The following is a 25,817-nucleotide window of genomic DNA, read 5'->3' as shown; positions in this document are numbered from 1 at the left end:
TTACAGTCCTCGATCCAGATCTTTACCCAGAGGGATAGCGCCCACTTCGCTGAAGTTGGCGACGCTTGCGGATTTTTCATAAAAACGGGGGGCGAGGGCGTTCGTCCCGCCGGTACGGTAAAACGGATCATCGCGGCTAACAGGCAGGGAAACGACACTGCGGGTAATGGCTGATTTATACATCGCAGTAATCAGCTCCAGCGAGCGCTTACCCTGCACGCCGTCCACCAGCGGGGCCGTACCGCGCTCAATGCTCTGAAGCAGGTCGTTAATCTGCCCGGTGTGCAGAGTCCATTCGAGCCTGGGCGTCGCCTGGAAAACGGCATCAAGCAGGGCTTCTCGCTCAATATCGTTGGTCTCCTGCGGGAAGCCGTTTTCAGCACTCACGCTGGCATAAGCCTGCCATGGGGCGGAGATGCGCGCTTTATCACCCTGGATAATGATCTTCTGATCTTCCCCGTGGTGTACTACCGAGGCGGTAAGCTGGGTGAGTGCGCCGCTAGGGTATTTGAATATCGCGGCGCTAAGGTCTTCCACTTCGGCGTTGTCATGGGCCACGTTGGTCATCATCGCCACCACCTCAGACGGGAAGCCGAGCATCCACTGAATGGCGTCAATATGGTGCACCGCGTGGTTCAGCGTGCAGCCGCCCCCTTCCTTTTCCCACGTGCCGCGCCACCACAGGTCGTAGTAGCAATGTCCGCGCCACCAGAAGGAATCCACCTGCGCATGGCATATTTTTCCGGCGAGGCCGGAATCCAGCGCCGCTTTTAAGCGCCAGAAGGCATCGGTAAAGCGGTTCTGGGCAATAATGGAGAGCGTTTTTCCGCTGGCCTGCTGGGCGGCGATCATCGCATCACACTCCTCCAGCGAGGCGGCCATCGGTTTTTCACACAGCACATGGCAGCCGGCATGAAGCGCATCAATGCTGATCTCCGCATGGACATAGGGCGGGGTGCAGACGTCAACGATATCGATGGGAAGCGCATCCTCCAGCAACTGCCGGTGGCTGGCGTACACGCGGGCGTCCGTCAGGCCGTAACGCGCTTTTTTCTCTTCCGCTTTCTCCGGATAGATATCAACCAGCGCAACGATCCGGCAGCGCTGTCCAAACTGCAAATAACCCTGAATATGGTTATGGGAGATATTTCCTGTTCCCACAATGGCGACATTTAACATCGATTTTCTCCGGTGTTACCAGGTACCCGCGGCATCCAGCGTGATGCTGGTGGCCTCTTTATCTACAGAGGTGCTGATGCGCTGCTGAAGCAGGCGCAGGTATTGCTTTTCGTTTAGCGGTAGCTCAACCCAGTCGTCCGTCCAGGTGGAGAGGTGCATGGCGTTAGAGAGGGTTAAACCGCGAATGCCGTCCAGACCCGGTGCAATCAACGGCTCGCCGCGCAGCACGGCGGCGCAGAAGTTGGCGGTGATGACGTGGTGCTCGCTGTATTCCGGGGCAACAGGGACAGAAACCTCCCAGCATTCCGGCTCACCGAAGCCATTCTGCCAGCGAGCGTTAAACTCGGTTTCCGATTCGCGCAGCCGCCAGTAGCGCAGTTTGCCCTCGTCGACGACCACTTTGCCGCGATCGCCGACAATCTCCAGGCGGTTGGTACCCGGTGTTTCCGCGACGGTGGTAATGAACACGCCGGTCGCGCCACTGGCATATTCGGCGTAGGCTGTCACCTCGTCTTCCACTTCGATATCGCGATGCTTACCGAACTGGCAAAACGCGCGCAGACGAACCGGCATGCCCACCAGCCACTGCCAGAGATCGAGCTGGTGCGGGTCCTGGTTGAGCAGCACGCCGCCGCCTTCCCCTTTCCAGGTGGCGCGCCAGCCGCCGGAGTTGTAGTAACTCTGCGAGCGATACCAGTTGGTGATGATCCAGTTGGAGCGGCGGATCTCGCCCAGCTCGCCGCTGTCGATCAGATCTTTCACTTTCTGATACAGCGGGTTGGGCCGCTGGTTATACATGATGCCGAACACCACGTCGCACTCCCGGGCGCAGGCGTTCATCTCCTGGACCTGCGCGGTGTAGACGCCTGCTGGCTTCTCACACAGGGTATGAATGCCGTGGCGCATCGCCAGCATCGACAGGTGCGGGTGATCGTAATGCGGCGTGGCGACAATGACCGCATCGATAAGCCCGCTCTGGAGCATCTCCTGCGCATCACTGAACAGCGGAATGCCGCCAACCAGCTGCCGAATGGCCGGATGCTTTTCCGGCGCGTTATCGCACACCGCCGTAAGGCAGGCGTCGCTGACGGTTCCGGCCAGTAAATAGCGTGCGTGGACCGTACCGATATTACCTATACCAATAATGCCAAAACGTACCTTCTCCATTTCTCACCTTAATTTCAGTCAAAAAGCGTGATGACCGAAAAATAGGAAAGGCGAGACGTAGCGACAATGTGTTTTTGTGAGAATACTCGCAAGGTGAATAAGTAAACTCCAACCATTTTGAAATTTGGTTTTAAAATCAAAGCGCTGTTTCTGCAAATATTTGCAAAAACTGATTGAGAGCGAGGTCACACTATGCCGGGCAAGTTAAAAATGGAGGAGATCGCATCCCTGACGGGATATTCCGTGAGCACGGTTTCCAGGGTCTTGAGCGGCAAGTCTTATACCAGCGATAAGGCCCGGGAAGCCATTGTCCGCATCGCACGGGAGCTTGGCGTGCTGGAGTCGATGGCGAGCGGACGGCTTTTAATTAACGGAATCGCTGTATTTGCGCCTGAAAGAACGTTTCAGGGGCGTGGGGATATTTTTTATCTGGAAGTGACCAAAGGCATTGCGGAAGCCAGCGCGCCACATAATGTCTGGATCAGTTATTGCGGATTAGAGGAACAAAATGCGGACGTGAAATTATTTATGGAAAAGGCAAGCCATAAAAATATTAACGCAATAATTATCATTGGTACGGATGATTCCACCATATTTAAGCTGGCCAGCACGCTGAATAAACCCTGTGTATTAATTAATTCCGTTGACCGGGACCGGGTGCTGGATTCGGTCTCCCCCGATCATCGCGCAATCGGCTTTACCACGATGCAATATCTTTTCGAGCAGGGGCATCGCCGGGTGCTGACCATCACCTGTTTACGCCGGGACACGCTCTATGCCCGGCTGGATGGAATTAAAGAAGCGTACCGGCATTTTCATGTGGCGTTTGAGCCGCAGCGGGATTTACTGGTCACGGAGTGGTTTACCGCTGAAGAGGCTGAGCGCGAGCTGGATGCGTGGCTGTTACGTCACGACAGAGCGCAGTGGCCTGAGGTCATTTTTCCCAACAGCACCAGCATGACCGAGGGTGTGCTGAAGGCGTTACAGCGGCATGGGCTGCGCGTGCCGGAAGACATCTCCATCATCACCACCGATTTTGCGTGGAATTTAGCAAACCGGCTTGAAAAGCCCATTACGGGGATCACGGTGCCCTGTCGGGATTTGGGTATAGAAGCGGTGCATTTGCTGCAAACGCGGCTCAACCGACCACAGGCGCCAGTGTTTAACCTGCTGTTGCAGGGGAAAGTCATTGATTACGGTTCGGTGAGTAATGCCACGCGCCACGCGGCTCGCGTGGCGCTGATGCAGTAATCAGGCCTGCTGTGGAGGCAGGCAAACGCCGATGCCGCCAATGCCGCAGTAGCCATACGGATTTTTATGCAGGTACTGCTGGTGGTCGTCTTCGGCATAGTAGAACGGTTTCGCGGTAGCGATTTCCGTCGTGACCTGACGTTTATCACCGGCCGCCTGCATCGCTTCCTGGAAACGCGTCAGGCTGGCGTGGGCGGCGGCCTCCTGCTCTGGGGTGAGCGGGTAGATGGCCGAACGGTATTGGGTGCCGTGATCGTTACCCTGACGCATGCCCTGTGCCGGGTCATGGTTTTCCCAGAACACCTGGAGCAGCTGTTCATAGCTAATGACGCTCGGGTCATACACCACTCGCACCGCTTCAGCATGACCGGTCTCACCGGAACAGACTTCGCGGTAGGTTGGGTTAGGCGTATATCCTCCGGTGTAGCCCGCAGCGGTGCTGTACACGCCCGGCAGTTGCCAGAACAGGCGTTCTACGCCCCAGAAGCAGCCCATGGCAAACAGGGCGATCTCCATTCCATCAGGAACGTTTGTCATTGAATGGTTGTTTACGGCGTGTAATGTCGCCACTGGCATAGGGGTGTTGCGTCCCGGTAACGCATCGGCTTGTGATACCAGATGCTTTTTATCAAATAAACTCACGGTGGGGCCTCCGGGGTAGCGTTGTTTCGGTTAAGGTTGTCACGAAGCGTTTAATTGAACACAATAAATGCGATGAATGAGTCTAGATTTAATCATAAGAAATATTTGGGTGTTACACCCTTTTTCAACCCGTAATTTGGGTTTTTGGCTTTCAGGCCGTATTTTGCCGCGGAGCGGCACTGCATTTGCTTCCAGGGTGGAAACAGGGATATTCAGGAGAAAACGTGACAAAGATCCGCCAGTTATGTTTAGTCAGTTTAATGCTGACCAGCGGGATTGCCAGCGCGGCGAATGTCCGTTTGCAGGTTGAGGGGTTATCCGGGGCGCTGGAAAAAAACGTGCGTGCGCAGCTTTCTACCATCCAGAGCGATGAGGTCACGCCGGATCGGCGTTTTCGCGCGCGCGTGGATGACGCCATCCGCGAAGGCTTAAAGGCGTTGGGGTACTATGAACCCACCATCGATTTCGATTTACGCCCGCCGCCGGCGAAAGGACGCCAGGTGTTGATTGCCCGCGTCTCGCCGGGCGAACCCGTCCTGATTGGCGGCACGAACGTGGTGCTGCGCGGCGGTGCGCGCACCGATCGGGACTACCTGGATCTGCTCAGCACCCGTCCGAAAGTGGGCACCGTGCTCAATCACGGGGATTACGATCGTTTTAAAAAATCCTTAACCAGCGTTTCGCTGCGCAAAGGCTACTTCGACAGCCGGTTCAACAAAAGCCAGCTGGGCGTTGCGCTTGAGCGACGTCAGGCATTCTGGGATATCGATTACGACAGCGGCGAGCGCTACCGGTTTGGCGATGTGACCTTCGAAGGATCGCAAATCCGTGACGAGTATCTGCAAAATCTGGTGCCGTTTAAAAAGGGCGACTACTACCAGTCCAGCGACCTGGGCGAGCTGAACCGTCGTTTGTCCGCGACGGGCTGGTTTAACTCCGTGGTGGTAGCGCCGGAATTTGATAAATCCCGTAAAACGAAAGTGTTACCGCTGCATGGCGTGGTCTCTCCGCGCACCGAGAACACCATTGAGACCGGTGTCGGCTACTCCACGGACGTCGGCCCGCGCGTTAAAGCCTCGTGGAAAAAACCGTGGATGAACTCCTACGGCCACAGCCTGACCACCAGCGTCAGCCTGTCTGCGCCTGAACAGCAGCTGGACTTCAGCTATAAAATGCCGCTGCTGAAAAATCCGCTTGAGCAATACTACCTCGTGCAGGGCGGCTTTAAGCGTACCGATTTGAACGATACCGAGCAGGACTCGACGACGCTTGCGGTATCACGCTTCTGGGATCTCTCCAGCGGCTGGCAGCGCGCCATTAACCTGCGCTGGAGCCTCGACCACTTTACCCAGGCAAACGTCACCAACACCACCATGCTGCTTTATCCGGGCGTGATGATCAGCCGTACCCGCTCGCGCGGTGGCCTGATGCCGACCTGGGGCGATTCTCAGCGCTACTCCATCGATTACTCCAACACCGCCTGGGGCTCCGACGTAGACTTCTCCGTCTTTCAGGCGCAAAACGTCTGGATCCGCACGCTGTACGACAAACACCGCTTTGTGATGCGCGGTAATCTCGGCTGGATCGAAACCGGTGACTTCGAACGCGTCCCGCCGGATCTGCGCTTCTTCGCCGGGGGCGACCGCAGCATTCGCGGGTATAAGTACAAATCGATCTCACCTGAAAACGACAAAGGCCAGTTGACCGGGGCGTCAAAACTGGCGACTGGCTCGCTGGAGTACCAGTACAACGTCAGCGGCAAGTGGTGGGGAGCGATGTTCGTTGACGGCGGTGAAGCGGTGAACGATATCCGCCGCAGCGATTTCAAAACCGGCGCGGGCGTAGGCGTGCGCTGGCAGTCACCGGTCGGGCCCATCAAGCTCGATTTCGCCGTTCCGGTGGGCGACAAAGACGAACACGGTTTACAGTTTTACATCGGTCTGGGGCCTGAATTATGAGTTTATGGAAGAAGATAAGCCTCGGGGTGCTGATTTTTATCGTATTACTGCTCGGTACGGTGGCGTTTCTGGTGGGCACCACCACAGGCCTGCATTTGCTGTTTAACGCCGCGAACCGCTGGGTGCCGGGGCTGGAAATCGGCCAGGTCACGGGCGGCTGGCGCGATCTGCGCCTGAAAAATATCCGTTATGAACAGCCCGGCGTGGCGGTGAACGCGGGCGAGTTTCATCTGGCGGTCAAGCTCGGCTGCCTGCGGGACAGCCAGCTGTGCGTAAACGATCTGTCGCTAAAAGACGTTAACGTGGCGATAGATTCCAAAAAAATGCCGAAGTCCGAGCCTGTCGAAGAAGAGGACAGCGGCCCGCTGAACCTCTCCACGCCGTACCCGATTGCGCTTTACCGGGTCGCACTGGATAACGTGAATATCAAAATCGACGACACGACGGTATCCGTGATGGATTTCACCTCCGGTCTGCGCTGGCAGGAGAAAAACCTCACCCTGACCCCAACCTCCCTGCAAGGGCTGCTGATTGCGCTGCCGAAGGTGGCCGACGTGGCGCAGGAAGAGATCGTCGAGCCGAAGATCCAGAACCCGCAGCCGGAAGAAAAACCGCTGGGCGAAACGCTGAAAGATCTCTTCTCGAAACCGGTTCTGCCGGAGATGACCGACGTGCATCTGCCGCTGAACCTCAATATCGAAGAGTTTAAGGGCGAGCAGTTGCGTCTGACCGGCGATACCGATCTGACGGTCTTCAACATGCTGCTTAAAGTCAGCAGTATCGACGGCAACATGAAGCTCGACGCGCTGGATATTGATACTAACCAGGGGTCGGTCAACGCCTCAGGCAATGCGCTGCTGCGCGACAACTGGCCGGTAGATATTACGTTGAACAGCGCCCTGAACATCGATCCGCTGAAAGGCGAAAAGGTGAAGGTGAAAGTCGGCGGCGCGCTGCGCGAGAAGCTGGAGTTCGGCGTGAACCTCTCCGGACCGGTGGATATGGTGCTGCGCGGGCAAATCCAGCTGGCAGAGGCCGGTTTACCGCTCAACCTTGAGGTTGTCAGCAAGCAGCTTTACTGGCCGTTCACCGGCGAAAAACAGTTCCAGGCTGACGATCTGAAGCTGAAGCTGAGTGGCAAAATGACCGACTACACGCTGTCGTTCCGCACGGCAGTGAAGGGGCAGGGGGTACCGCCCGCCGATATCATCCTGGACGCGAAGGGTAACGAGTTGCAGGTCAACCTCGACAAGCTGACCGTGGCGGCGCTGGAAGGAAAAACCGAGCTGACCGCGCTGCTCGACTGGCAGCAGGCGATCAGCTGGCGCGGCGAGCTGAAGCTGACCGGGATCAACACCGCTAAAGAGGTCCCGGACTGGCCGTCAAAACTGGATGGCCTGATCAAAACCCGCGGTAGCCTGTACGGTGGCACCTGGCAGATGGACGTGCCGGAACTCAAGCTCACCGGCAACGTGAAGCAGAACAAAGTCAACGTAGAGGGCTCGCTTAAGGGCAACAGCTATCTCCAGTGGGTGATCCCGGGCCTGCACGTGGCGCTGGGTCGCAACACGGCGGATATTAAAGGCGAGCTGGGCGTGAAAGACCTCAATCTGGATGCCACCATCGACGCGCCAAATCTTGATAACGCCCTGCCGGGTCTTGGCGGCACGGCGAAGGGGTTAGTGAAGGTTCGCGGTACGGTGGAGGCGCCGCAGCTGCTGGCGGACATCACCGCCAATAACCTGCGCTGGCAGGAACTTTCCATTGCCCGCGTGCGTGTCGAGGGAGACGTGAAATCCACCGATCAGATCGGCGGAAACCTGGAGCTGCGCGTGGAGCGTATCTCTCAGCCGGACGTGAACATCAGTCTGGTCACGCTGGCGGCAAAAGGCAACGAAAAGCAGCACGATCTCCAGCTACGGGTACAGGGCGAGCCGGTCTCCGGGCAGCTGCACCTGACGGGCAGTTTTGACCGCCAGGCGACGCGCTGGAAAGGCGTGCTGGATAACACCCGCTTCAGCACGCCGGTCGGCCCGCTGGTGCTGTCGCGGTCTGTCGCGCTGGATTACCGCAACGCGGAGCAAAAGATCAGCATTGGGCCACACTGCTGGACCAACCCGAATGCTGAGCTGTGCGTGCCGCAGACCATTGATGCAGGCGCGGAAGGACGCGCGCAGATCAACCTCAACCGTTTCGACCTGGCGATGCTGAAACCGTTTATGCCGGAAACCACCCAGGCCAGCGGGGTCTTCAGCGGTAAAGCGGACGTCGCGTGGGACACCACCAAAGAGGGACTGCCGCAGGGCAGCGTTACCCTCTCCGGGCGTAACGTGAAGGTGACGCAGGAGGTCAATGACGCGCCACTGCCGGTGGCGTTCGACACCCTGAATGTGAACGCTGACCTGCGTAACAATCGTGCGGAACTGGGATGGCTGATCCGCCTGACCAACAACGGTCAGTTTGACGGACAGGTGCAAATTACCGATCCGCAAGGGCGGCGCAATCTCGGCGGCAACGTCAATATTCGTAACTTCAACCTGGCGATGGTGAATCCGATCTTCTCGCGGGGAGAAAAGGCGGCGGGGATGCTCAGCGCCAACCTGCGTCTGGCGGGGGATGCGCAAAGCCCACAGCTGTTTGGCCAGATGCGGTTAAACGGTGTGGACATTGACGGTAACTTTATGCCGTTCGATATGCAGCCAAGCCAGCTGACGATGAACTTTAACGGCCAAAGCTCAACCCTCAGTGGCTCAGTGTTGACGCAGCAGGGACAAATCAACCTGAGCGGTGACGCAGACTGGAGCCAGCTCGACAACTGGCGCGCCCGTATTGCGGCCAAGGGCAGCAGGGTGCGTATCACGGTACCGCCGATGGTGCGCCTGGACGTGTCGCCAGACGTGGTCTTTGAGGCAACGCCGAGTCTCTTCACCCTGGACGGCCGTGTTGACGTACCGTGGGCGCGCATCGTGGTTCACGAGGTGCCGGAAAGCGCGGTTGGCGTCTCCAGTGACGAAGTTATGCTCAATGAAAATCTGAAACCTGTTGAACAGAAGAGCGCTGGCATACCGATCAATAGTAATCTTATCGTGCACGTGGGGAATAACGTGCGTTTGGACGCGTTTGGGCTGAAGGCGAGACTCACGGGTGACCTGAAAGTGGCGCAGGATCAACAGGGACTTGGCCTCAATGGACAAATCAATATTCCTGAAGGGCGCTTCCATGCCTACGGGCAGGATTTGATTGTGCGTAAAGGCGAGCTGCTGTTCTCCGGTCCACCGGATCAGCCGGTACTCAATATCGAAGCGATCCGTAACCCGGAAGCCACCGAAGATGATGTGATTGCAGGCGTGCGCGTGACGGGCTCCGCCGATGAACCTAAGGCAGAGATCTTCTCTGACCCGGCCATGTCGCAACAGGAAGCGCTCTCTTACCTCCTTCGCGGCCAGGGTCTGGATAGCCAACAGGGCGATGGTGCGGCAATGACATCAATGTTAGTCGGTCTGGGGGTTGCACAAAGTGGTCAGGTTGTGGGTAAAATCGGCGAGACGTTTGGCGTAAGCAATCTGGCGCTGGACACTCAGGGCGTGGGTGACTCTTCGCAGGTAGTGGTCAGCGGCTATGTACTGCCGGGTCTACAGGTAAAATATGGCGTGGGGATCTTTGACTCACTGGCTACACTCACGTTACGTTATCGCCTGATGCCTAAGCTATATCTGGAAGCAGTGTCCGGCGTAGACCAGGCACTTGATCTGCTCTATCAGTTTGAGTTTTAGCAATGCGAATATTTGTTTACGGCAGTTTACGAACCAGGCAAGGCAACAGCCACTGGATGACCAACGCCCAGTTGCTGGGAAATTACACAATCGAAAACTACCAGTTGTACAGTCTGGGCCACTATCCAGGCGCGGTTCCGGGGAACGGAACGGTACAGGGTGAGGTTTATCGTATTGATAATGCCACACTGGCCGAACTTGATGCCCTGCGCACCAGGGGCGGTGAATACGCTCGCCAGTTGATCCAGACGCCTTACGGCAGTGCATGGATGTACGTGTACCAACGTTCGGTCGACGGGTTAACGTTGATTGAAAGCGGTAACTGGTTAGACAGAGACCAGTTCTGAAAAACGACAACGCCACCGTAAGGTGGCGTTGTCGTTTTGCGCCTCTTGCTGATTGTAGGCCCGTGCAAGCGTAGCGCCGCCGGGCGCATCGACAGGCACAAAAAAGCCCCGACGCGCGGGGCTTAGTCTCAGCAGTAAGAATTACTTCTTAGCCGCACGCTCGAAAGAGGCGATGATTTCTGCTTTCGCCGCTTCTGCGTTATCCCAGCCTTCAACTTTAACCCATTTGCCTTTTTCGAGATCTTTGTAGTGCTCGAAGAAGTGGGCGATCTGCGCTTTCAGCAGCTCTGGCAGGTCGTTCACATCTTTAATGTGATCGTACTCTTTGCTCAGCTTGGTGTGCGGTACGGCAACCAGTTTCGCATCTTCACCCGCTTCGTCAGTCATTTTCAGCACGCCAACAGGACGGCAGCGAATGACGGAGCCTGGCTGCAATGGATATGGCGTTGGGACCAGTACGTCAACCGGGTCACCGTCCAGAGACAGAGTGTGGTTGATGTAGCCGTAGTTGCACGGATAGAACATGGCGGTAGACATGAAACGGTCAACGAACAGTGCACCGGTGTCTTTGTCGATTTCGTATTTGATTGGATCTGCGTTGGCCGGGATTTCGATCACAACGTAGATGTCTTCTGGCAGTTCTTTACCCGCAGGGACGTTGAGTAAGCTCATGTCGGTGTCCTTTAAAATGGATGGTAAACAAGTGGCAGGTATTATAGCCAACTGGCGCTGAAAGTCTCCGCCTGTTTTCGTCTTCTCTCCCTCGCGCCTTCACTTTTCAGACCGTTTCCATGACAGGATAATCCATAAACTCAGCCGCATTTTAAATGTTGAAATGAAAGCGATTACAAACTTGTGATTAACGTTTTATTCACTTTTCTGAAGTGTGATGTAACGCAATCCGTAACATATTCCATTGGCTATAGTTCATCCGCGGAACATCTTTTAACCAACAATAACCTACCCTACGAGGACGTTCATATGTGGAAGCGCTTACTTCTTGTTACAGCAGTTTCGGCAGCCATGTCGTCTATGGCGATGGCCGCACCTTTAACCGTTGGATTTTCGCAGGTCGGATCTGAATCCGGCTGGCGCGCCGCTGAAACGAATGTGGCGAAAAGTGAGGCTGAAAAGCGCGGTATTACGCTGAAAATCGCCGATGGTCAGCAAAAGCAAGAGAACCAGATTAAAGCGGTGCGCTCGTTTATCGCTCAGGGCGTGGATGCCATCTTTATTGCCCCGGTTGTCGCCACGGGCTGGGAGCCGGTGCTGAAGGAAGCCAAAGATGCTGAAATTCCGGTCTTCCTGCTCGACCGTTCCATCGACGTAAAAGACAAATCTCTCTATATGACCACCGTCACCGCCGATAACGTGCTGGAAGGCAAACTGATTGGTGACTGGCTGGTGAAGCAGGTGGATGGCAAGCCGTGTAACGTGGTTGAGTTGCAGGGCACCGTCGGGGCGAGCGTGGCTATCGACCGTAAAAAAGGTTTCGCGGAGGCCATCGCTAAAGCACCAAACATCAAAATCATCCGTTCTCAGTCCGGCGACTTCACCCGCAGCAAGGGTAAAGAGGTCATGGAAAGCTTCATCAAGGCAGAAAATAACGGCAAAAATATCTGCATGGTTTATGCCCACAACGACGACATGGTGATCGGCGCCATCCAGGCCATCAAAGAAGCGGGCCTGAAGCCGGGCAAAGATATCCTCACCGGCTCGATCGACGGCGTACCGGACATCTACAAAGCGATGATTGACGGCGAAGCGAACGCCAGCGTGGAGCTGACGCCAAACATGGCGGGCCCGGCATTTGATGCGCTGGAGAAATTCAAGAAAGACGGCACCCAGCCTGAGAAGTTGACCATCACCAAATCCACGCTCTACCTGCCGGACACGGCGAAAGAAGAGTTAGAGAAGAAGAAAAATATGGGCTACTGATCCAGTGAAATTGCCGGGTGGCGCTGCGCTTACCCGGCCTACGATACGCTCTTTTGTAGGCCGGATAAGCGTAGCGTCATCCGGCCTGATGCAGGGGGAAACCATGACCACCGAACAACACCAGGAAATCCTCCGCACAGAGGGCCTGAGTAAATTTTTCCCTGGCGTTAAGGCGCTGGATAACGTTGATTTCAGCCTGCGGCGTGGGGAGATCATGGCGTTGCTCGGCGAAAACGGGGCGGGGAAGTCGACGCTGATTAAAACCCTGACCGGGGTCTATCACGCCGATCGCGGCGCTATCTGGCTGGAAGGTAACGCCATTTCGCCCAAAAACACCGCGCATGCCCAGCAACTGGGGATCGGCACGGTCTACCAGGAAGTGAACCTGCTGCCAAACATGTCGGTAGCGGATAACCTGTTTATTGGCCGTGAACCCAGACGTTTTGGCCTGCTGCGCCGCAAAGAGATGGAAGCGCGCGCCGCGAAGCTGATGGAATCGTATGGCTTCTCTCTCGACGTACGCGAACCGCTGAACCGTTTTTCCGTAGCGATGCAGCAAATCGTGGCGATCTGTCGCGCTATCGATCTCTCGGCGAAAGTGCTGATCCTCGATGAACCCACCGCCAGCCTCGATACCCAGGAAGTGGAGATGCTTTTTACCCTGATGCGCCAGCTGCGTAATCAGGGCGTCAGCCTGATTTTTGTGACGCATTTCCTCGATCAGGTTTACGAGGTGAGCGACCGTATTACGGTGCTGCGCAACGGCAGCTTTGTCGGCTGCCGGGAAACCCGCGAGCTGCCGCAGATAGAGCTGGTCAAAATGATGCTGGGCCGCGAGCTGGAGACCAACGCGCTTCAGCGCGCGGGCCGTACGCTGCTGAGCGAAAAACCGATCGCCGCGTTTCACGATTACGGCAGAAAAGGGACCATCGCGCCGTTTAACCTCGAGGTACGCCCCGGTGAAATTGTGGGTCTGGCGGGGCTGTTAGGCTCCGGGCGCACCGAAACCGCCGAAGTCATCTTCGGGATCAAACCTGCCGACAGCGGAACGGCGCTGATCAAAGGCAAACCACAAACGCTACGTTCACCGCATCAGGCGTCATGCCTCGGCGTGGGCTTCTGCCCGGAGGACAGGAAAACGGACGGGATTATTGCCGCCGCCTCGGTGCGGGAAAACATCATTCTGGCGCTACAGGCCCAGCGCGGCTGGCTGCGTCCGATCCCTAAGCGCGAGCAGAACGCGATTGCCGAGCGCTTCATCCGCCAGCTCGGTATACGTACCCCGAGCGCGGAACAGCCCATCGAGTTCCTCTCGGGCGGTAATCAGCAGAAGGTGTTGCTCTCTCGCTGGCTGCTCACCAAGCCGCAGTTCCTGATCCTCGACGAGCCCACGCGCGGTATCGACGTGGGCGCGCACGCCGAAATCATCCGGCTTATCGAAACGCTTTGCGCCGACGGTCTGGCGCTGCTGGTGATCTCGTCCGAGCTGGAGGAGCTGGTCGGCTATGCCGATCGCGTCATCATCATGCGCGATCGCAGGCAGGTGGCAGAGATCCCGCTGGATAAACTGTCGGTTCCGGCGATCATGAATGCCATCGCGGCGTAAGGAGTCAAATGTGATGTCCCGTTCTCTTTCGCAAACTGGCGAAGCGAAGCGCCGCTTCACCTGGCCGACCGGCACGCCGCAAATCGTGGCGCTGCTGCTGGTGCTGCTGGTGGATAGCCTGGTGGCTCCGCATTTTTTCCAGATCGTCGTGCAGGATGGCCGCCTGTTTGGTAGCCCGATCGACATCTTAAACCGTGCCGCGCCCGTGGCGCTGCTGGCGATTGGTATGACGCTGGTCATTGCCACCGGCGGGATCGACCTCTCCGTCGGTGCGGTAATGGCGATTGCGGGCGCCACCGCCGCCTCTATGACCGTCGCCGGGCACAGCCTGCCGGTGGTCCTGCTGGCCGCGCTGGGTTCCGGCGTGCTTGCCGGGCTGTGGAACGGCATTCTGGTTGCGGTGCTCAAGATCCAGCCGTTTGTCGCGACGTTGATTTTGATGGTGGCCGGGCGCGGTGTGGCGCAGCTTATCACCTCCGGTCAAATCGTCACCTTTAACTCCCCGAGCCTGGCGTGGATCGGCAGCGGTAATTTTCTGTTCTTCCCGACGCCGGTGATCGTCGCGCTGTTGACGCTGGTGGTGTTCTGGCTTTTCACCCACAAAACGGCGCTCGGGATGTTCATCGAAGCGGTGGGGATTAACATTCGGGCCGCGAAAAACGCCGGGGTAAATACGCGGCTGATGGTGATGCTGACTTACGTGCTGAGCGGCGTCTGTGCTGCGATTGCCGGGGTGATCGTGGCCGCCGATATTCGCGGAGCGGATGCCAATAACGCCGGACTCTGGCTCGAGCTGGATGCGATCCTCGCGGTGGTTATCGGCGGTGGATCGCTGATGGGCGGACGTTTTAATCTGCTGCTCTCGGTGGTGGGGGCGTTGATTATTCAGGGTATGAATACCGGTATTTTGCTCTCCGGGTTCCAGCCGGAGCTGAATCAGGTCGTCAAAGCGGTCGTGGTGCTTATCGTACTTATCGTGCAGTCGCCGCGCTTTATCACTCTCATTAAGGGGAACCGCGGTCATGATAAAACGTAATTTGCCGTTAATGATCACGCTGGGTGTGTTCGTGCTGGGATACCTTTACTGCCTGACCCAGTTCCCGGGCTTCGCCTCCACGCGGGTGATTTGCAACATTCTGACCGACAACGCCTTTTTAGGTATTATCGCCGTCGGTATGACGTTTGTGATCCTCTCCGGCGGGATCGATCTCTCCGTTGGGTCGGTGATCGCCTTTACCGGCGTGTTCCTTGCCAAGGCGATTGGCTTTTGGGGGATTTCGCCGCTGCTGGCTTTTCCGCTGGTGCTGGTCATGGGCTGCGCGTTCGGCGCCTTTATGGGGCTTTTGATCGATGCGCTGAAAATCCCGGCCTTTATCATCACCCTCGCCGGGATGTTCTTCCTGCGCGGCGTGAGCTATCTGGTGTCGGAGGAGTCAATTCCGATAAACCACCCGATCTACGACACGCTCTCCAGTCTGGCGTGGAAAATCCCCGGCGGGGGGCGCCTGAGCGCAATGGGGCTGCTGATGCTGGGCGTGGTGGTGATCGGGATCTTCCTCGCCCACCGTACCCGATTTGGTAACCAGGTTTATGCCATTGGCGGCAGCGCCACGTCCGCGAACCTGATGGGAATTTCCACGCGCAGCACGACTATCCGCATCTACATGCTTTCGACCGGGCTGGCCACCCTCGCGGGGATTGTATTCTCGGTTTATACCCAGGCAGGCTATGCCCTGGCGGGGGTGGGCGTTGAGCTGGACGCCATAGCCTCGGTGGTGATTGGCGGTACGCTGCTCAGTGGCGGGGTGGGGACGGTGCTCGGCACGCTGTTTGGCGTGGCGATCCAGGGGCTGATTCAGACCTATATCAACTTCGACGGCACGCTCAGCTCCTGGTGGACCAAAATCGCCATCGGCATTCTGCTGTTTATTTTTATCGCGCTCCAGCGCGGCCTGACGGTGCTGTGGGAGAACCGCCAGAGCTCGCCTGTTACCCGGGTGAATACATCTTTAACAGAGCGATAACATGCTGAAATTGCTTAAACTCTAAACATTTTCCGGTAGCGGCCGATATTCTTTTTTTATGCCCAGAAATATCTCGCTACCGGAAATAACATCATGCTTAAAACGCTATCGATTCGTACCGGCTTGCTCTCTTTACTGGCCGTTATGACCCTTCTGCTGCTGATTGTCAGCGGCATCGGCATTTATGCCCTTACACAAAGTTCCGCTTCTCTCCAGCGCATCAATCATCTTCAGGGTGAACAGATGGTGCAGCTGAATGCCGGCTATACGCTGATCCTGCGCGCGCGTAACGAAGCGGGGCAGGCCGTCCGCATGATGGAGGTCGGCCTGCTGGACGATGCGGCCAGGGCGGTCAAAACCATTAACCAGGAAGTGGCGCTGGCACAGAAAACGCTGAAGGATGTGATCGGCAGCGGCGTGGCGGATGAGCAGGGGCAAAAGCTGCTGGATAACGTTGCCGCGAGTCTGGCGGTGTACAACCAGCAGGGTATCAGCCCGATGCTGAAAGCCCTGAACGAGCAAAGCGCGGACAGCTATTACGATCTGCTGGAAAACAAGCTGGTCCCGGTGGCGAAGCAGTTTGATAACGATATGCAGGCGTTCCAGGCATGGAGCGAGGCGCGCGGTAAAGCGGAGGTGAGCGCCGTGCAGGCGAGTAAAACCCGCGTGCTGATCCTGATTATCGTCGCGGCGCTGCTGACGGCTGGCATTATCGTGATGGCCTGGCTGGTGCTGCGCCATATGCTGCTCAAGCCGCTTTCAGCCTCGATTGCCCAGCTGGAACATGTGGCGGCCGGGGATTTAACCCATACCCTGAACGCGCCGGCGAGCCAGGAATTTAATCGCCTTAACGCGGCGATCGAAGGGATGCGCCAGTCGCTGATGGACTCGGTTCTGCGGGTGCGTGACGCCAGCTCGCAGATTGATACCGGCAGCCGCGAGCTGACGGCCGGGAATATGAACCTGGCCCAGCGCACGGAATCCACCGCCACCTCGCTGGAGCAGACGGCCGCCAGCATGGAAGAGATCACCGCCACGGTGAAACTTAACGCCGATAACGCCGAGCAGGCGCACCAGCTGGCGAAGTCGGTCTCCGATACCGCCGATCACGGCAGTGAAATGGTCTGCTATGTCATTGAGAAGATGCGCGACATCTCCGGCAGTTCGGCGCGCATCGCCGATATCCTGAGCGTCATCGACGGCATTGCCTTCCAGACCAATATTCTGGCGCTGAACGCCTCCGTTGAAGCGGCGCGTGCGGGTGAGCAGGGGCGAGGTTTTGCGGTCGTGGCGGGTGAGGTGCGTAATCTCGCCAGCCGCAGTGCTGATGCGGCGAAAGAGATCCGCTCGCTTATCAGCGATTCGCAAACCCACGTGAACGAGGGCAGCGAGCTGGCGCAGCAGGCCGGTGAGACGATGGACGAGATCGCCACCGAAGTACTGCGTATGACCAAACTGATGCGTGAAATTGCGACGGCGTCCCAGGAGCAGAGCCGCGGTATTGAGCAGGTGAATATCGCCGTCAATCAGATGGATGAAACGGCGCAGCAAAATGCGGCGCTGGTCCAGCAATCATCTGCGGCAACTCGTTCCCTGGAGGAACAGTCGCGCGAGCTGATGGAAGCGATGGCCTCCTTCAAGCTGACGATGCAAACGGCCTGAAAAAAAGGGGAGCCTGCCTGGCTCCCCTTTTCGTGCGTTACGCGTCCGGGAATTCGCGGATCATGCGTTCAACGTCATCCACCATATGGCGGTTGCCGACGAAGAATGAACGGCGCTGGTGCAGGCTTTCCGGCACGATATCCAGAATACGCTCTTTACCGTCGCTCGCCTTGCCGCCTGCCTGTTCGGCCAGGAATGCCATCGGGTTGCACTCGTACAGCAGACGCAGTTTTCCGTCCGGGTGGCTGGCGGTGCTTGGGTAGAGGTAAATACCGCCCTTCAGCAGGTTACGGTGGAAATCCGCCACCAGCGAGCCGATGTAGCGCGAGGTGTATGGGCGCTGGGTGGCTTTATCCTCTTCCTGGCAGAATTTGATGTACTTCTTCACGCCGTTCGGGAATTTGATGTAGTTGCCTTCGTTGATGGAGTAGGTGTTGCCCTTCTCCGGGAAGCGCATACGCTCCTGGCACAGGCAGAACACGCCCAGGGACGGATCGTAGGTAAAGGCGTGTACGCCGCAGCCGGTGGTGTACACCAGCATGGTGGACGAGCCATACACCACATAACCGGCAGCAACCTGTTTACTGCCCGGTTGCAGGAAGTCTTCTTCCGTCACCGGTGTGCCAACCGGCGTGACGCGACGGTAGATGGAGAAAATGGTACCGACAGAAACGTTAACGTCGATGTTGGAGGAGCCGTCCAGCGGATCCATCAGAACAACGTATTTCGCGTGTTCACACCCTTCGAATACGACGATCTCATCTTCTTCTTCAGAGGCGATACCCGCAACGATGTCGCGCGCGCGCAGTGCAGCTTTCAGTTTTTCATTGGCGAACAGGTCGAGTTTCTGCTGAACCTCACCCTGAACGTTCTCGGCACCGCTGGCACCCAGGATATCGACCAGACCGGCCTTGTTGATATCGCGGTGGATGATCTTAGCGCCCAGCTTTATTGCCGACAGCAAAGCAGTGAGCTCACCCGTAGCATGAGAGAACTCGTGCTGCTTCTCGACAATAAATTCACCTAACGTTTTCATAACACTTTCCCTGCATCTTATGTTGAGTAAAGCGGTTGATGTCCAACAATCTTAACAAACATTCAAATATTAGCGCAGAGGTGAATCGCGCCAGCAAAATACGGATTTACCTGAAATGCGTTTCACAGCCGCTGACATGTGAGTAAAATGTGCGCCACATTGAAGAAGGATAGTGACGTATGCGCATTCATATATTGGGGATTTGTGGCACTTTCATGGGCGGACTGGCAATGCTGGCGCGCTCGCTGGGCCATGAAGTGACAGGTTCGGACGCCAATGTGTATCCGCCGATGAGCACGCTGCTCGAGAAGCAGGGAATTTCTCTGATTCAGGGATATGACGCCAGCCAGCTGGAGCCGCAGCCGGATCTGGTGATCGTGGGTAACGCCATGACCCGTGGGAATCCATGCGTTGAAGCGGTGCTGGAACGCAATATCCCGTACATGTCTGGCCCGCAGTGGCTGCATGATTTTGTCCTGCGCGACCGCTGGGTTGTCGCCGTTGCCGGGACGCACGGCAAAACCACCACCGCCGGTATGGCGACCTGGATCCTCGAAGCCTGCGGCTACAAGCCGGGCTTCGTGATCGGCGGCGTACCGGGGAATTTCGACGTCTCCGCGCGTCTGGGCGACAGCCCGTTCTTTGTGATTGAAGCGGATGAATACGACTGCGCGTTCTTCGACAAGCGCTCCAAGTTCGTGCATTACTGCCCACGCACGCTGATCCTCAACAACCTTGAGTTCGATCACGCGGATATCTTTGACGACCTGAAAGCGATTCAGAAACAGTTCCACCATCTGGTGCGCATTGTTCCGGGTCAGGGCCGCATTATCCTGCCGGAGAACGACATCAACCTGAAGCAGACTATGGCGATGGGGTGCTGGAGCGAGCAGGAGCTGGTTGGCGAGCAGGGGCACTGGCAGGCGAAAAAGCTCAACGCGGATGCCTCCGAATGGGAAGTGCTGCTCGACGGTGAGAAAGTGGGCGAGGTGAAGTGGGGCCTGGTGGGCGAGCACAACATGCACAACGGCCTGATGGCGATCGCCGCGGCGCGTCACGTGGGCGTACTGCCTGCGGATGCCGCCAATGCGCTGGGCTCGTTTATCAACGCCCGTCGCCGTCTGGAGCTGCGCGGTGAAGCCCACGGCGTTACCGTGTATGACGATTTCGCGCACCACCCAACGGCCATTCTGGCGACGCTTGCCGCATTGCGTGGCAAAGTTGGCGGCACCGCGCGCATTCTGGCCGTGCTGGAACCGCGTTCGAACACCATGAAAATGGGCATCTGCAAAGACGATCTTGCGCCGTCCTTAGGACGTGCCGACGAAGTCTTCCTGCTGCAACCGCAGCATATTCCGTGGCAGGTGGCGGAAGTGGCAGACGCCTGCATTCAGCCGGCGCACTGGAGTGCGGACGTGGATGTCTTAGCGGATATGGTGGTGAAAGCCGCACAGCCTGGCGATCACATTCTGGTGATGAGCAACGGTGGGTTTGGTGGTATCCATCAGAAGCTGCTGGACGGTCTGGCGAAGAAAGCCGCGGCCGCAGAGTAAAAAAAAGCCCGGTGGCGCTAGCGCTTACCGGGCCTACATTTTTTCGCACGACCTTGTAGGCCGGATAAGGCGTTTACGCCGCCATCCGGCGCAAACCCGCACAGATTACTCTTCGTTCTCAGACAGCTCGCGCAGATACTGGAAAATCAGGCGCGCAGACTTCGGCGGCTTATTCCCTTCTTTCTCTTTCTTCGCGTTGCGGATCAGCGATCGCAGCTGCTGGCGGTCGGCATTCGGCCACAGATTCAGCACTTCAGGTACTGCGTCATCACCCTGCTCGATCAAACGATCGCGGATCTGCTCCAGCTTATGGAACAGCGCAACCTGCTGATTGTGGCGGTTTTTCAGTTTGTCCAGCGCCTGACGGATCGGCTCCACGTCGCGCTGACGCAGCAGTTTACCGATAAGCTGAAGCTGGCGGCGACGCCCTTCTTTCTTGATTTTCTGTGCCAGTTCAATGGCATCACGCAGATCCTGGTCGAGCGGGATCTTATCCAGCGCGTTTTTACCCAGTTCTACCATTTCTGCGCCAAGCTGTTTTAACTCTTCGGCGTCACGTTTAATTTCACTTTTACTGACCCAGATGATCTCATCATCTTCGTCTTCGATGTCATCACCGGGAACGTCGTCGAGCCAGTCTTCGGGCTGCTTAGTCATGTCAGGCTCCTTAAAAAAAGAGGCTAATGTTACCAGTTAAGACGCGCACTGAAAAACGGTTCTCTGTTAGACTTCACTTAACTCTCTCTTACAGTATGGCATTTGCGATGAAAGTAACCTCACAAGTTGAAGCGCAGCGTAAGATCCTGGAAGAAGCCGTCTCCACCGCGCTGACGCTCGCTTCAGGTAAATCAGATGGCGCCGAAGTGGCGGTCAGCAAAACCACCGGCATTAGCGTGAGCACCCGCTATGGCGAAGTGGAGAATGTAGAATTTAACAGCGATGGCGCGCTGGGGATCACGGTGTATCACCAGAATCGTAAAGGCAGCGCGTCGTCTACCGATCTGAGCCCGGATGCCATCGCCCGTACGGTGCAGGCGGCGCTGGATATCGCACGTTACACCTCCCCGGACCCTTACGCTGGCGTGGCCGATAAAGAGCTGCTGGCGTTTGACGCGCCGGATCTCGATCTGTTCCATCCCGCGGAAGTGACGCCGGATGAAGCCATTGAGCTGGCCGCGCGAGCCGAGCAGGCCTCTTTGCAGGCTGACAAACGCATCACCAATACCGAAGGCGGCAGCTTTAACAGCCACTACGGCATTAAAGTGTTTGGTAACTCCCATGGCATGTTGCAGGGGTACTGCTCAACCCGCCACTCGCTTTCCAGCTGCGTCATCGCCGAAGAAAACGGCGATATGGAGCGTGATTACGCGTATACCATTGGCCGCGCGCTGGGAGATTTGCAGTCTCCGGAGTGGGTGGGAAAAGCGTGCGCCGAACGCACGCTGTCACGCCTTTCGCCGCGTAAACTCTCCACCATGAAAGCGCCGGTCATTTTTGCCAACGAAGTGGCAACCGGCCTGTTTGGTCATCTGGTGGGAGCGATTGCGGGCGGTTCGGTGTACCGTAAATCGACCTTCCTGCTCGACTCGCTGGGCAAGCAGATCCTGCCGGAATGGCTGACCATCGAAGAGCACCCACACCTGCTGAAAGGGCTGGCCTCTACGCCGTTCGACAGCGAAGGCGTGCGCACGGAACGTCGTGATATCGTGAAAGACGGCATTCTGACCCAGTGGCTGCTGACCAACTACTCCGCGCGTAAGCTGGGGCTGAAAAGCACCGGGCACGCGGGCGGCATTCATAACTGGCGCATTGCCGGACAGGGCCTGAATTTTGAACAGATGCTGAAAGAGATGGGCACCGGCCTGGTGGTCACCGAGCTGATGGGGCAGGGCGTGAGCGGTATCACCGGCGACTACTCTCGCGGTGCAGCGGGCTTCTGGGTCGAAAACGGTGAAATTCAGTATCCGGTGAGCGAAATCACCATCGCCGGCAACCTGAAGGACATGTGGCGCAATATTGTTACGGTCGGTAACGATATTGAAACACGCAGCAATATTCAGTGTGGTTCTGTATTACTGCCGGAGATGAAAATCGCCGGGCAATAATCCCCGTAAAAGCGTGATTAATAATAAAAAAAAGGAAGTGAGCAATGCGTAAACACCTGTTAGCGATCGTCGCGGCTTCAACGCTGGTTCTTGGCTCGTCTGCGTTTGCTGCCGATCTCGAAGACAACATGGACATCCTCAGTGAAAACCTGAAGGTGGTGCAGAAAACGGACAATGCGGCGGACATGAAAGACGCATTGACTAAAATGCGTGAAGCCGCGCTGGATGCGCAAAAAGCGACGCCGCCGAAGCTGGAAAGCAAAGCGGCAGACAGCGCCGAGATGAAAGACTACCGCCACGGTTTTGACGTGCTGGTCGGCCAGATTGACGGCGCGCTGAAGCTGGCGAACGAAGGCAAAGTGAAGGAAGCCCAGGCGGCAGCCGATCAGTTTGTCGCGACCCGCAACACGTACCACAAAAAGTATCGTTAATTGGGTGCCTGAGCTGTACGTCCTCTCCCCGTATGCGGAGGCGCATGATGCGCCCCCGCATCGTTGCTCCCTACTTGCCGGAGCGACAATCCATCCGCGCTGTCACTTCAAGCGAGCCGTTACGAAAACGGATCTCGCACAGTGTTTTCCTCGTCACCAGCGTTAAGATGATTATTGTCAAAGAAATAATCATCAAAACCCCGATACTTGGGTTTCTGCGTTTCATGGATGCCTCCTTGCTTTAAAGCGGGCGAGGTAGCGAACTCCACGGTGTGACGTGTCGTTTCGAGCCCCCGCCCTGATTTTTTATCAGGCGGGGCTTTCCACTTTCCGTCCCATGCCTGAGACGGTCAGTCTCAAGCACCCGCCGCCACTCTAGCGGATCCCCATAAGAAAACCTTATCCACGTCACATTTCTACGAGCCTGCTCGTAATCTTTTCCACTCCGCTTACCAGTCTAATGCCGCGTAATAGCGTGATATTCATCACGTAAATCCAGCGATTTATACAGATTCACCGCATTTATGTGGCACAGATCACTGCCGCTGCTCGCCTTTCCACTTCGAAGTGGAAAACAACTCGCTACAAACAATTCCCCCTCGACGTTAGTTTTATTCCAGAGCCATTAACGGGGTAAGACGAGTGATTAACGGAGCGGTAATGAACGACGTTGGGGAACAGGCGGTGCAAACAGAACAGCTCGCGAACACCATGCTTCAGCAGGTCTACGCCCTGCTGGCCCGGCACAACATCATTCCCAACGCGGTACAGGAGCAGATGCTGACCTCCCACGTTCGCGCAATGGCGCACCGGTCCGTGACCGGCGAGCCGCTGCCAGAGGTTGAAGCAGAGCTGTTTGACGAAATTTCACCAGATTCAATGCAACTCGCCCGTGAAGTGGTAGCGCAGTTCGGCAACCTTCCTGATGAAGAGGCCTGGCTGCTCTCCGTTCACTTCGAAGTCGCGAAAGACAACCTTTAAGGAGCAACACATGGAACAGATTACAGTCGTGATTGGCGATCGCCTGGGTAAAGGTCAGAAAGTGGCTGCGGGTGTGGAAAAAGCCGGCGGACGCGCGGTTGTCGTACCGGGCATGGCAGCGGATATGAAGCTCGGTGACGTGATGAAAGCAGAAAACGCCACCTTCGGGATCTCCTTCTGCGGCAGCGGCGGCGCGGGCGCCATCACCGCTCAGACCAAATATGGCTACAAGGCCAAATACGGCATGCGCTCCGTGGATGAGGGGGTGACCGCCATCAACGAAGGCTGCAACGTGCTGGGCTTTGGCTTTATGGATAAAGAAGAGCTGGGCGAGCGTCTGGTACAGGCGTGGCAGAAGAAATACGGCGCGTAAGCATGAAAGAACAGTTCACAACCACGGTGAGAGTGAAGGGGAAGGGCGACGCCAAAGCGCGCGCCTTTGCCGACGCCCTCAACCACGTTCAGGCTGCGGTGATGAAAGCCTCACCGCATATCTTACTGCGTATTGAGCCACAGGATGTGCAGGTTGTTCAGGCGCAAGAAGCGGTGCGAAAAGAAGCGTTTCTGTTCTTCTTTTTGCGCCGGGAAAGACGCACCTACAGCGTGGAGCTGGATGTGACCGTCAACGTGACCGCCATCAATCTCGACCAGGTGGATTTCGTCACGCAACGCTGATTATTCATAAAAGGGCAGACTGATGTTCTTAATTATATTAATAAAATCGCTCATCATTGGCGGCCTGGTTGGCGTCGGTGTTGGCGCCGGGGCTGCACGCATGTTTCATGCGCCTACCACTCAGGGTATGGGCGCGTTTCGTACGTTGGGGGAACTGAACTCCTGCGAAGGGGATCCGGCGTCCCACTTCTCCTTTGGGTTAGGTTTCTTCTTTAACGCCTGGGCCTCTTCCGTGGCCGCAGGTGCCTTCACACAGGACGTTGACCACCGCATCATCCCGAACTGGGGTGCTGCTGCACTGATGATTAAAAACCGTAACGTCGGTGAAACGCTGCATGACCCGCGCAAAATGGCGATTGCCTGCGGCATCATCGGCATGATTGTCGTGACCTTCCTTAACCTGACCGCCTCCTCCGTTCCGGCAGCGCTTCAGGTGACCGCCGTGAAGGTGCTGGTACCGGCGGCGAACCTGCTGGTCAACACCGTGATGCCGGTGATCTTCTGGCTGGCGGCCATCGACGCGGGTAAAAAATCGGGCTTCTGGGCCACCATCTTTGGCGGCGCGGCACAGCTGATCATGGGTAACGCCGTACCGGGTCTGGTACTGGGTATTCTGATTGGTAAAGGTGTTGAAGAGAGTGGCTGGAACCACGTCACCAAAGTGATGATGGCGGCGATCGTCCTGCTCTTCGTGCTGAGCGGCTTCTTCCGCGGTTTCGACATGAAGATGATCGAATCCTTCCATCTGACCGTGCCGAACTGGCTCGACATGATCCACAACTCGCTCAGCGGTAAATAACAGGAGCCTCTAAATGGAACAGAATAAAGGTTTTTGGTATGCCGACTGGTCGTTCCCGATCTTCGTTGGCCTGCTCTCCTCCGGCGTCTTCGCCGGGACGCACATGTACTACCTCTACGGCATCGGCGCGTTTAACGAAGTGGCCTTCGTGGCGATGCTGAAAGCGGGAATCGATACCGGCGTCTACGGCGCGGTGGCGGCGTTCGGTGCTAGCTTCCTGTTCGCCCGTATTATCGAAGGCTCGCTGGTGGGTATTCTCGATATCGGCGGTGCGATCCAGACCGGCGTGGGCCTCGGCGTTCCGGCGCTGCTGCTGGGCGCGGGGATCATGTTCCCGGTGACCAACTTCATTGCCGCGCTGATTACCGGCCTGGTGATTGGCCTGGCGATTGGCTACGTCATCATCCTGGCGCGTAAGTTCACCATCAATCAGAGCAACTCCACCTACGGCGCAGACGTGATGATGGGCGCGGGTAACGCCTCCGGCCGCTTCCTCGGGCCGTTGATTATCCTCAGCGCCATGACCGCCTCCATTCCAATCGGCGTCGGTTCCCTGGTAGGCGCGCTGCTGTTCTACATCTGGCAGAAGCCGATTACCGGTGGCGCCATCCTCGGCGCAATGATTTTGGGCTGGCTGTTCCCGGTCGCCCTTTAATACCCGCGGGCGCTTCGGTGCCCGCTTTATCAGGA

Annotated in this window: 24 protein-coding genes; 17 read left to right on the top strand and 7 right to left on the bottom strand. The window is 57.0% G+C overall.

Annotation, left to right across the window (positions count from 1 at the left end; genetic code table 11):
- Entirely contained in the window at positions 1-1,179 is a 1,179-nt protein-coding gene (locus tag ACOTY5_RS15155) for a Gfo/Idh/MocA family protein (RefSeq protein WP_045141843.1), read from the bottom strand.
- A 15-nt stretch (positions 1,180-1,194) separates the two neighbouring features.
- The gene (locus ACOTY5_RS15150) at positions 1,195-2,346 is read right to left on the bottom strand and encodes a Gfo/Idh/MocA family protein (protein ID WP_045141844.1); all 1,152 of its coding nucleotides are present in this window, start codon (positions 2,344-2,346) and stop codon (positions 1,195-1,197) included.
- A 192-nt stretch (positions 2,347-2,538) separates the two neighbouring features.
- On the opposite strand from ACOTY5_RS15150, the gene ACOTY5_RS15145 reads away from it, so the two are divergent.
- Positions 2,539-3,597: a LacI family DNA-binding transcriptional regulator gene (locus ACOTY5_RS15145; protein WP_023302973.1), complete on the top strand. Its 1,059-nt coding sequence runs from the start codon at positions 2,539-2,541 to the stop codon at positions 3,595-3,597.
- On the opposite strand, the gene msrA is transcribed toward ACOTY5_RS15145, so the two are convergent.
- Positions 3,598-4,239, bottom strand: coding sequence for a peptide-methionine (S)-S-oxide reductase MsrA (gene msrA / locus ACOTY5_RS15140; protein ID WP_006810351.1), 642 nt, complete (start codon positions 4,237-4,239; stop codon positions 3,598-3,600).
- Positions 4,240-4,463: 224 nt separating this feature from the next.
- On the opposite strand from msrA, the gene tamA reads away from it, so the two are divergent.
- Genes tamA through ACOTY5_RS15125 form a run of 3 tightly spaced genes read left to right on the top strand, consistent with a single transcriptional unit; the run spans position 4,464 to position 10,317 of the window.
- Positions 4,464-6,197 (top strand): autotransporter assembly complex protein TamA, encoded by a 1,734-nt coding sequence (gene tamA / locus ACOTY5_RS15135; RefSeq protein WP_017694656.1) that lies wholly within the window; start codon positions 4,464-4,466, stop codon positions 6,195-6,197.
- The gene (gene tamB / locus ACOTY5_RS15130) at positions 6,194-9,970 is read left to right on the top strand and encodes an autotransporter assembly complex protein TamB (protein WP_045141845.1); all 3,777 of its coding nucleotides are present in this window, start codon (positions 6,194-6,196) and stop codon (positions 9,968-9,970) included. The genes tamA and tamB overlap by 4 nt, the downstream gene beginning before the upstream one ends.
- Positions 9,971-9,972: 2 nt before the next feature.
- Positions 9,973-10,317 carry a gamma-glutamylcyclotransferase family protein gene (locus tag ACOTY5_RS15125; RefSeq protein WP_017383925.1) on the top strand — a complete coding sequence of 115 codons (345 nt, stop codon included), beginning with the start codon at positions 9,973-9,975 and terminating at the stop codon, positions 10,315-10,317.
- Between the two features lie 141 nt (positions 10,318-10,458).
- On the opposite strand, the gene ppa is transcribed toward ACOTY5_RS15125, so the two are convergent.
- Complete coding sequence (gene ppa, locus ACOTY5_RS15120; protein WP_006810347.1) at positions 10,459-10,989, bottom strand: inorganic diphosphatase; 531 nt, start codon at positions 10,987-10,989, stop codon at positions 10,459-10,461.
- Positions 10,990-11,298: 309 nt separating this feature from the next.
- Between ppa and ytfQ the strand changes: the two genes are divergently transcribed.
- From ytfQ to ACOTY5_RS15095, 5 genes are all read left to right on the top strand, one after another.
- The gene (gene ytfQ, locus ACOTY5_RS15115) at positions 11,299-12,255 is read left to right on the top strand and encodes a galactofuranose ABC transporter substrate-binding protein YtfQ (RefSeq protein WP_017383924.1); all 957 of its coding nucleotides are present in this window, start codon (positions 11,299-11,301) and stop codon (positions 12,253-12,255) included.
- Between the two features lie 103 nt (positions 12,256-12,358).
- Positions 12,359-13,861, top strand: coding sequence for a galactofuranose ABC transporter, ATP-binding protein YtfR (ytfR, locus tag ACOTY5_RS15110; protein WP_017383923.1), 1,503 nt, complete (start codon positions 12,359-12,361; stop codon positions 13,859-13,861).
- A 10-nt stretch (positions 13,862-13,871) separates the two neighbouring features.
- Complete coding sequence (ytfT, locus tag ACOTY5_RS15105) at positions 13,872-14,897, top strand: galactofuranose ABC transporter, ATP-binding protein YtfT (RefSeq protein ID WP_162268495.1); 1,026 nt, start codon at positions 13,872-13,874, stop codon at positions 14,895-14,897.
- A complete protein-coding gene (gene yjfF / locus ACOTY5_RS15100) occupies positions 14,884-15,885 on the top strand; it encodes a galactofuranose ABC transporter, permease protein YjfF (protein ID WP_017383921.1) in 1,002 nt (333 codons plus the stop codon). Before ytfT ends, yjfF begins: the two co-directional genes overlap by 14 nt.
- Before the next feature lie 93 nt (positions 15,886-15,978).
- Positions 15,979-17,547 carry a methyl-accepting chemotaxis protein gene (locus ACOTY5_RS15095; protein ID WP_045141848.1) on the top strand — a complete coding sequence of 523 codons (1,569 nt, stop codon included), beginning with the start codon at positions 15,979-15,981 and terminating at the stop codon, positions 17,545-17,547.
- 37 nt (positions 17,548-17,584) lie between these two features.
- On the opposite strand, the gene fbp is transcribed toward ACOTY5_RS15095, so the two are convergent.
- Positions 17,585-18,583 (bottom strand): class 1 fructose-bisphosphatase, encoded by a 999-nt coding sequence (gene fbp, locus ACOTY5_RS15090; RefSeq protein ID WP_003856070.1) that lies wholly within the window; start codon positions 18,581-18,583, stop codon positions 17,585-17,587.
- Positions 18,584-18,762: 179 nt separating this feature from the next.
- On the opposite strand from fbp, the gene mpl reads away from it, so the two are divergent.
- Positions 18,763-20,136, top strand: a complete 1,374-nt coding sequence (mpl, locus tag ACOTY5_RS15085) for a UDP-N-acetylmuramate:L-alanyl-gamma-D-glutamyl-meso-diaminopimelate ligase (protein WP_017694649.1) — start codon at positions 18,763-18,765, stop codon at positions 20,134-20,136.
- Between the two features lie 105 nt (positions 20,137-20,241).
- On the opposite strand, the gene yjgA is transcribed toward mpl, so the two are convergent.
- Positions 20,242-20,793: a ribosome biogenesis factor YjgA gene (gene yjgA, locus ACOTY5_RS15080; protein WP_003856072.1), complete on the bottom strand. Its 552-nt coding sequence runs from the start codon at positions 20,791-20,793 to the stop codon at positions 20,242-20,244.
- A gap of 95 nt (positions 20,794-20,888) precedes the next feature.
- Between yjgA and pmbA the strand changes: the two genes are divergently transcribed.
- Both pmbA and cybC read left to right on the top strand, forming a co-directional pair.
- A complete protein-coding gene (gene pmbA, locus ACOTY5_RS15075) occupies positions 20,889-22,241 on the top strand; it encodes a metalloprotease PmbA (RefSeq protein ID WP_015572506.1) in 1,353 nt (450 codons plus the stop codon).
- A gap of 44 nt (positions 22,242-22,285) precedes the next feature.
- Positions 22,286-22,672 (top strand): cytochrome b562, encoded by a 387-nt coding sequence (cybC, locus tag ACOTY5_RS15070; protein WP_010427378.1) that lies wholly within the window; start codon positions 22,286-22,288, stop codon positions 22,670-22,672.
- Between the two features lie 70 nt (positions 22,673-22,742).
- Here cybC and ACOTY5_RS15065 read toward each other — a convergent pair whose 3' ends face one another.
- Positions 22,743-22,898 (bottom strand): Hok/Gef family protein, encoded by a 156-nt coding sequence (locus ACOTY5_RS15065; protein ID WP_017383916.1) that lies wholly within the window; start codon positions 22,896-22,898, stop codon positions 22,743-22,745.
- Between the two features lie 416 nt (positions 22,899-23,314).
- Here ACOTY5_RS15065 and ACOTY5_RS15060 point away from each other — a divergent pair, with 416 nt between their 5' ends.
- The 5 genes from ACOTY5_RS15060 to ACOTY5_RS15040 are packed head-to-tail and all read left to right on the top strand — an operon-like array spanning position 23,315 to position 25,782.
- The gene (locus tag ACOTY5_RS15060; protein ID WP_026080657.1) at positions 23,315-23,653 is read left to right on the top strand and encodes a PRD domain-containing protein; all 339 of its coding nucleotides are present in this window, start codon (positions 23,315-23,317) and stop codon (positions 23,651-23,653) included.
- Between the two features lie 10 nt (positions 23,654-23,663).
- A complete protein-coding gene (locus ACOTY5_RS15055; protein ID WP_006810339.1) occupies positions 23,664-24,026 on the top strand; it encodes an SFCGS family glycine-rich protein in 363 nt (120 codons plus the stop codon).
- 2 nt (positions 24,027-24,028) lie between these two features.
- Positions 24,029-24,328, top strand: coding sequence for a DUF4312 family protein (locus tag ACOTY5_RS15050; protein WP_006810338.1), 300 nt, complete (start codon positions 24,029-24,031; stop codon positions 24,326-24,328).
- A gap of 22 nt (positions 24,329-24,350) precedes the next feature.
- Positions 24,351-25,127 (top strand): DUF4311 domain-containing protein, encoded by a 777-nt coding sequence (locus tag ACOTY5_RS15045; RefSeq protein ID WP_006810337.1) that lies wholly within the window; start codon positions 24,351-24,353, stop codon positions 25,125-25,127.
- 13 nt (positions 25,128-25,140) lie between these two features.
- Positions 25,141-25,782, top strand: a complete 642-nt coding sequence (locus tag ACOTY5_RS15040; RefSeq protein WP_015572508.1) for a DUF4310 family protein — start codon at positions 25,141-25,143, stop codon at positions 25,780-25,782.
- Positions 25,783-25,817: the final 35 nt, after the last annotated feature.

The sequence above is a fragment of the Enterobacter cloacae complex sp. SHL018 genome, from assembly GCF_049237905.1.
In the GTDB taxonomy this organism is placed as follows: domain Bacteria; phylum Pseudomonadota; class Gammaproteobacteria; order Enterobacterales; family Enterobacteriaceae; genus Enterobacter; species Enterobacter hormaechei_C.
The sequence above is the reverse complement of the archived record's forward strand: the minus strand, read 5'-3'. Positions and strand labels throughout refer to the sequence as shown.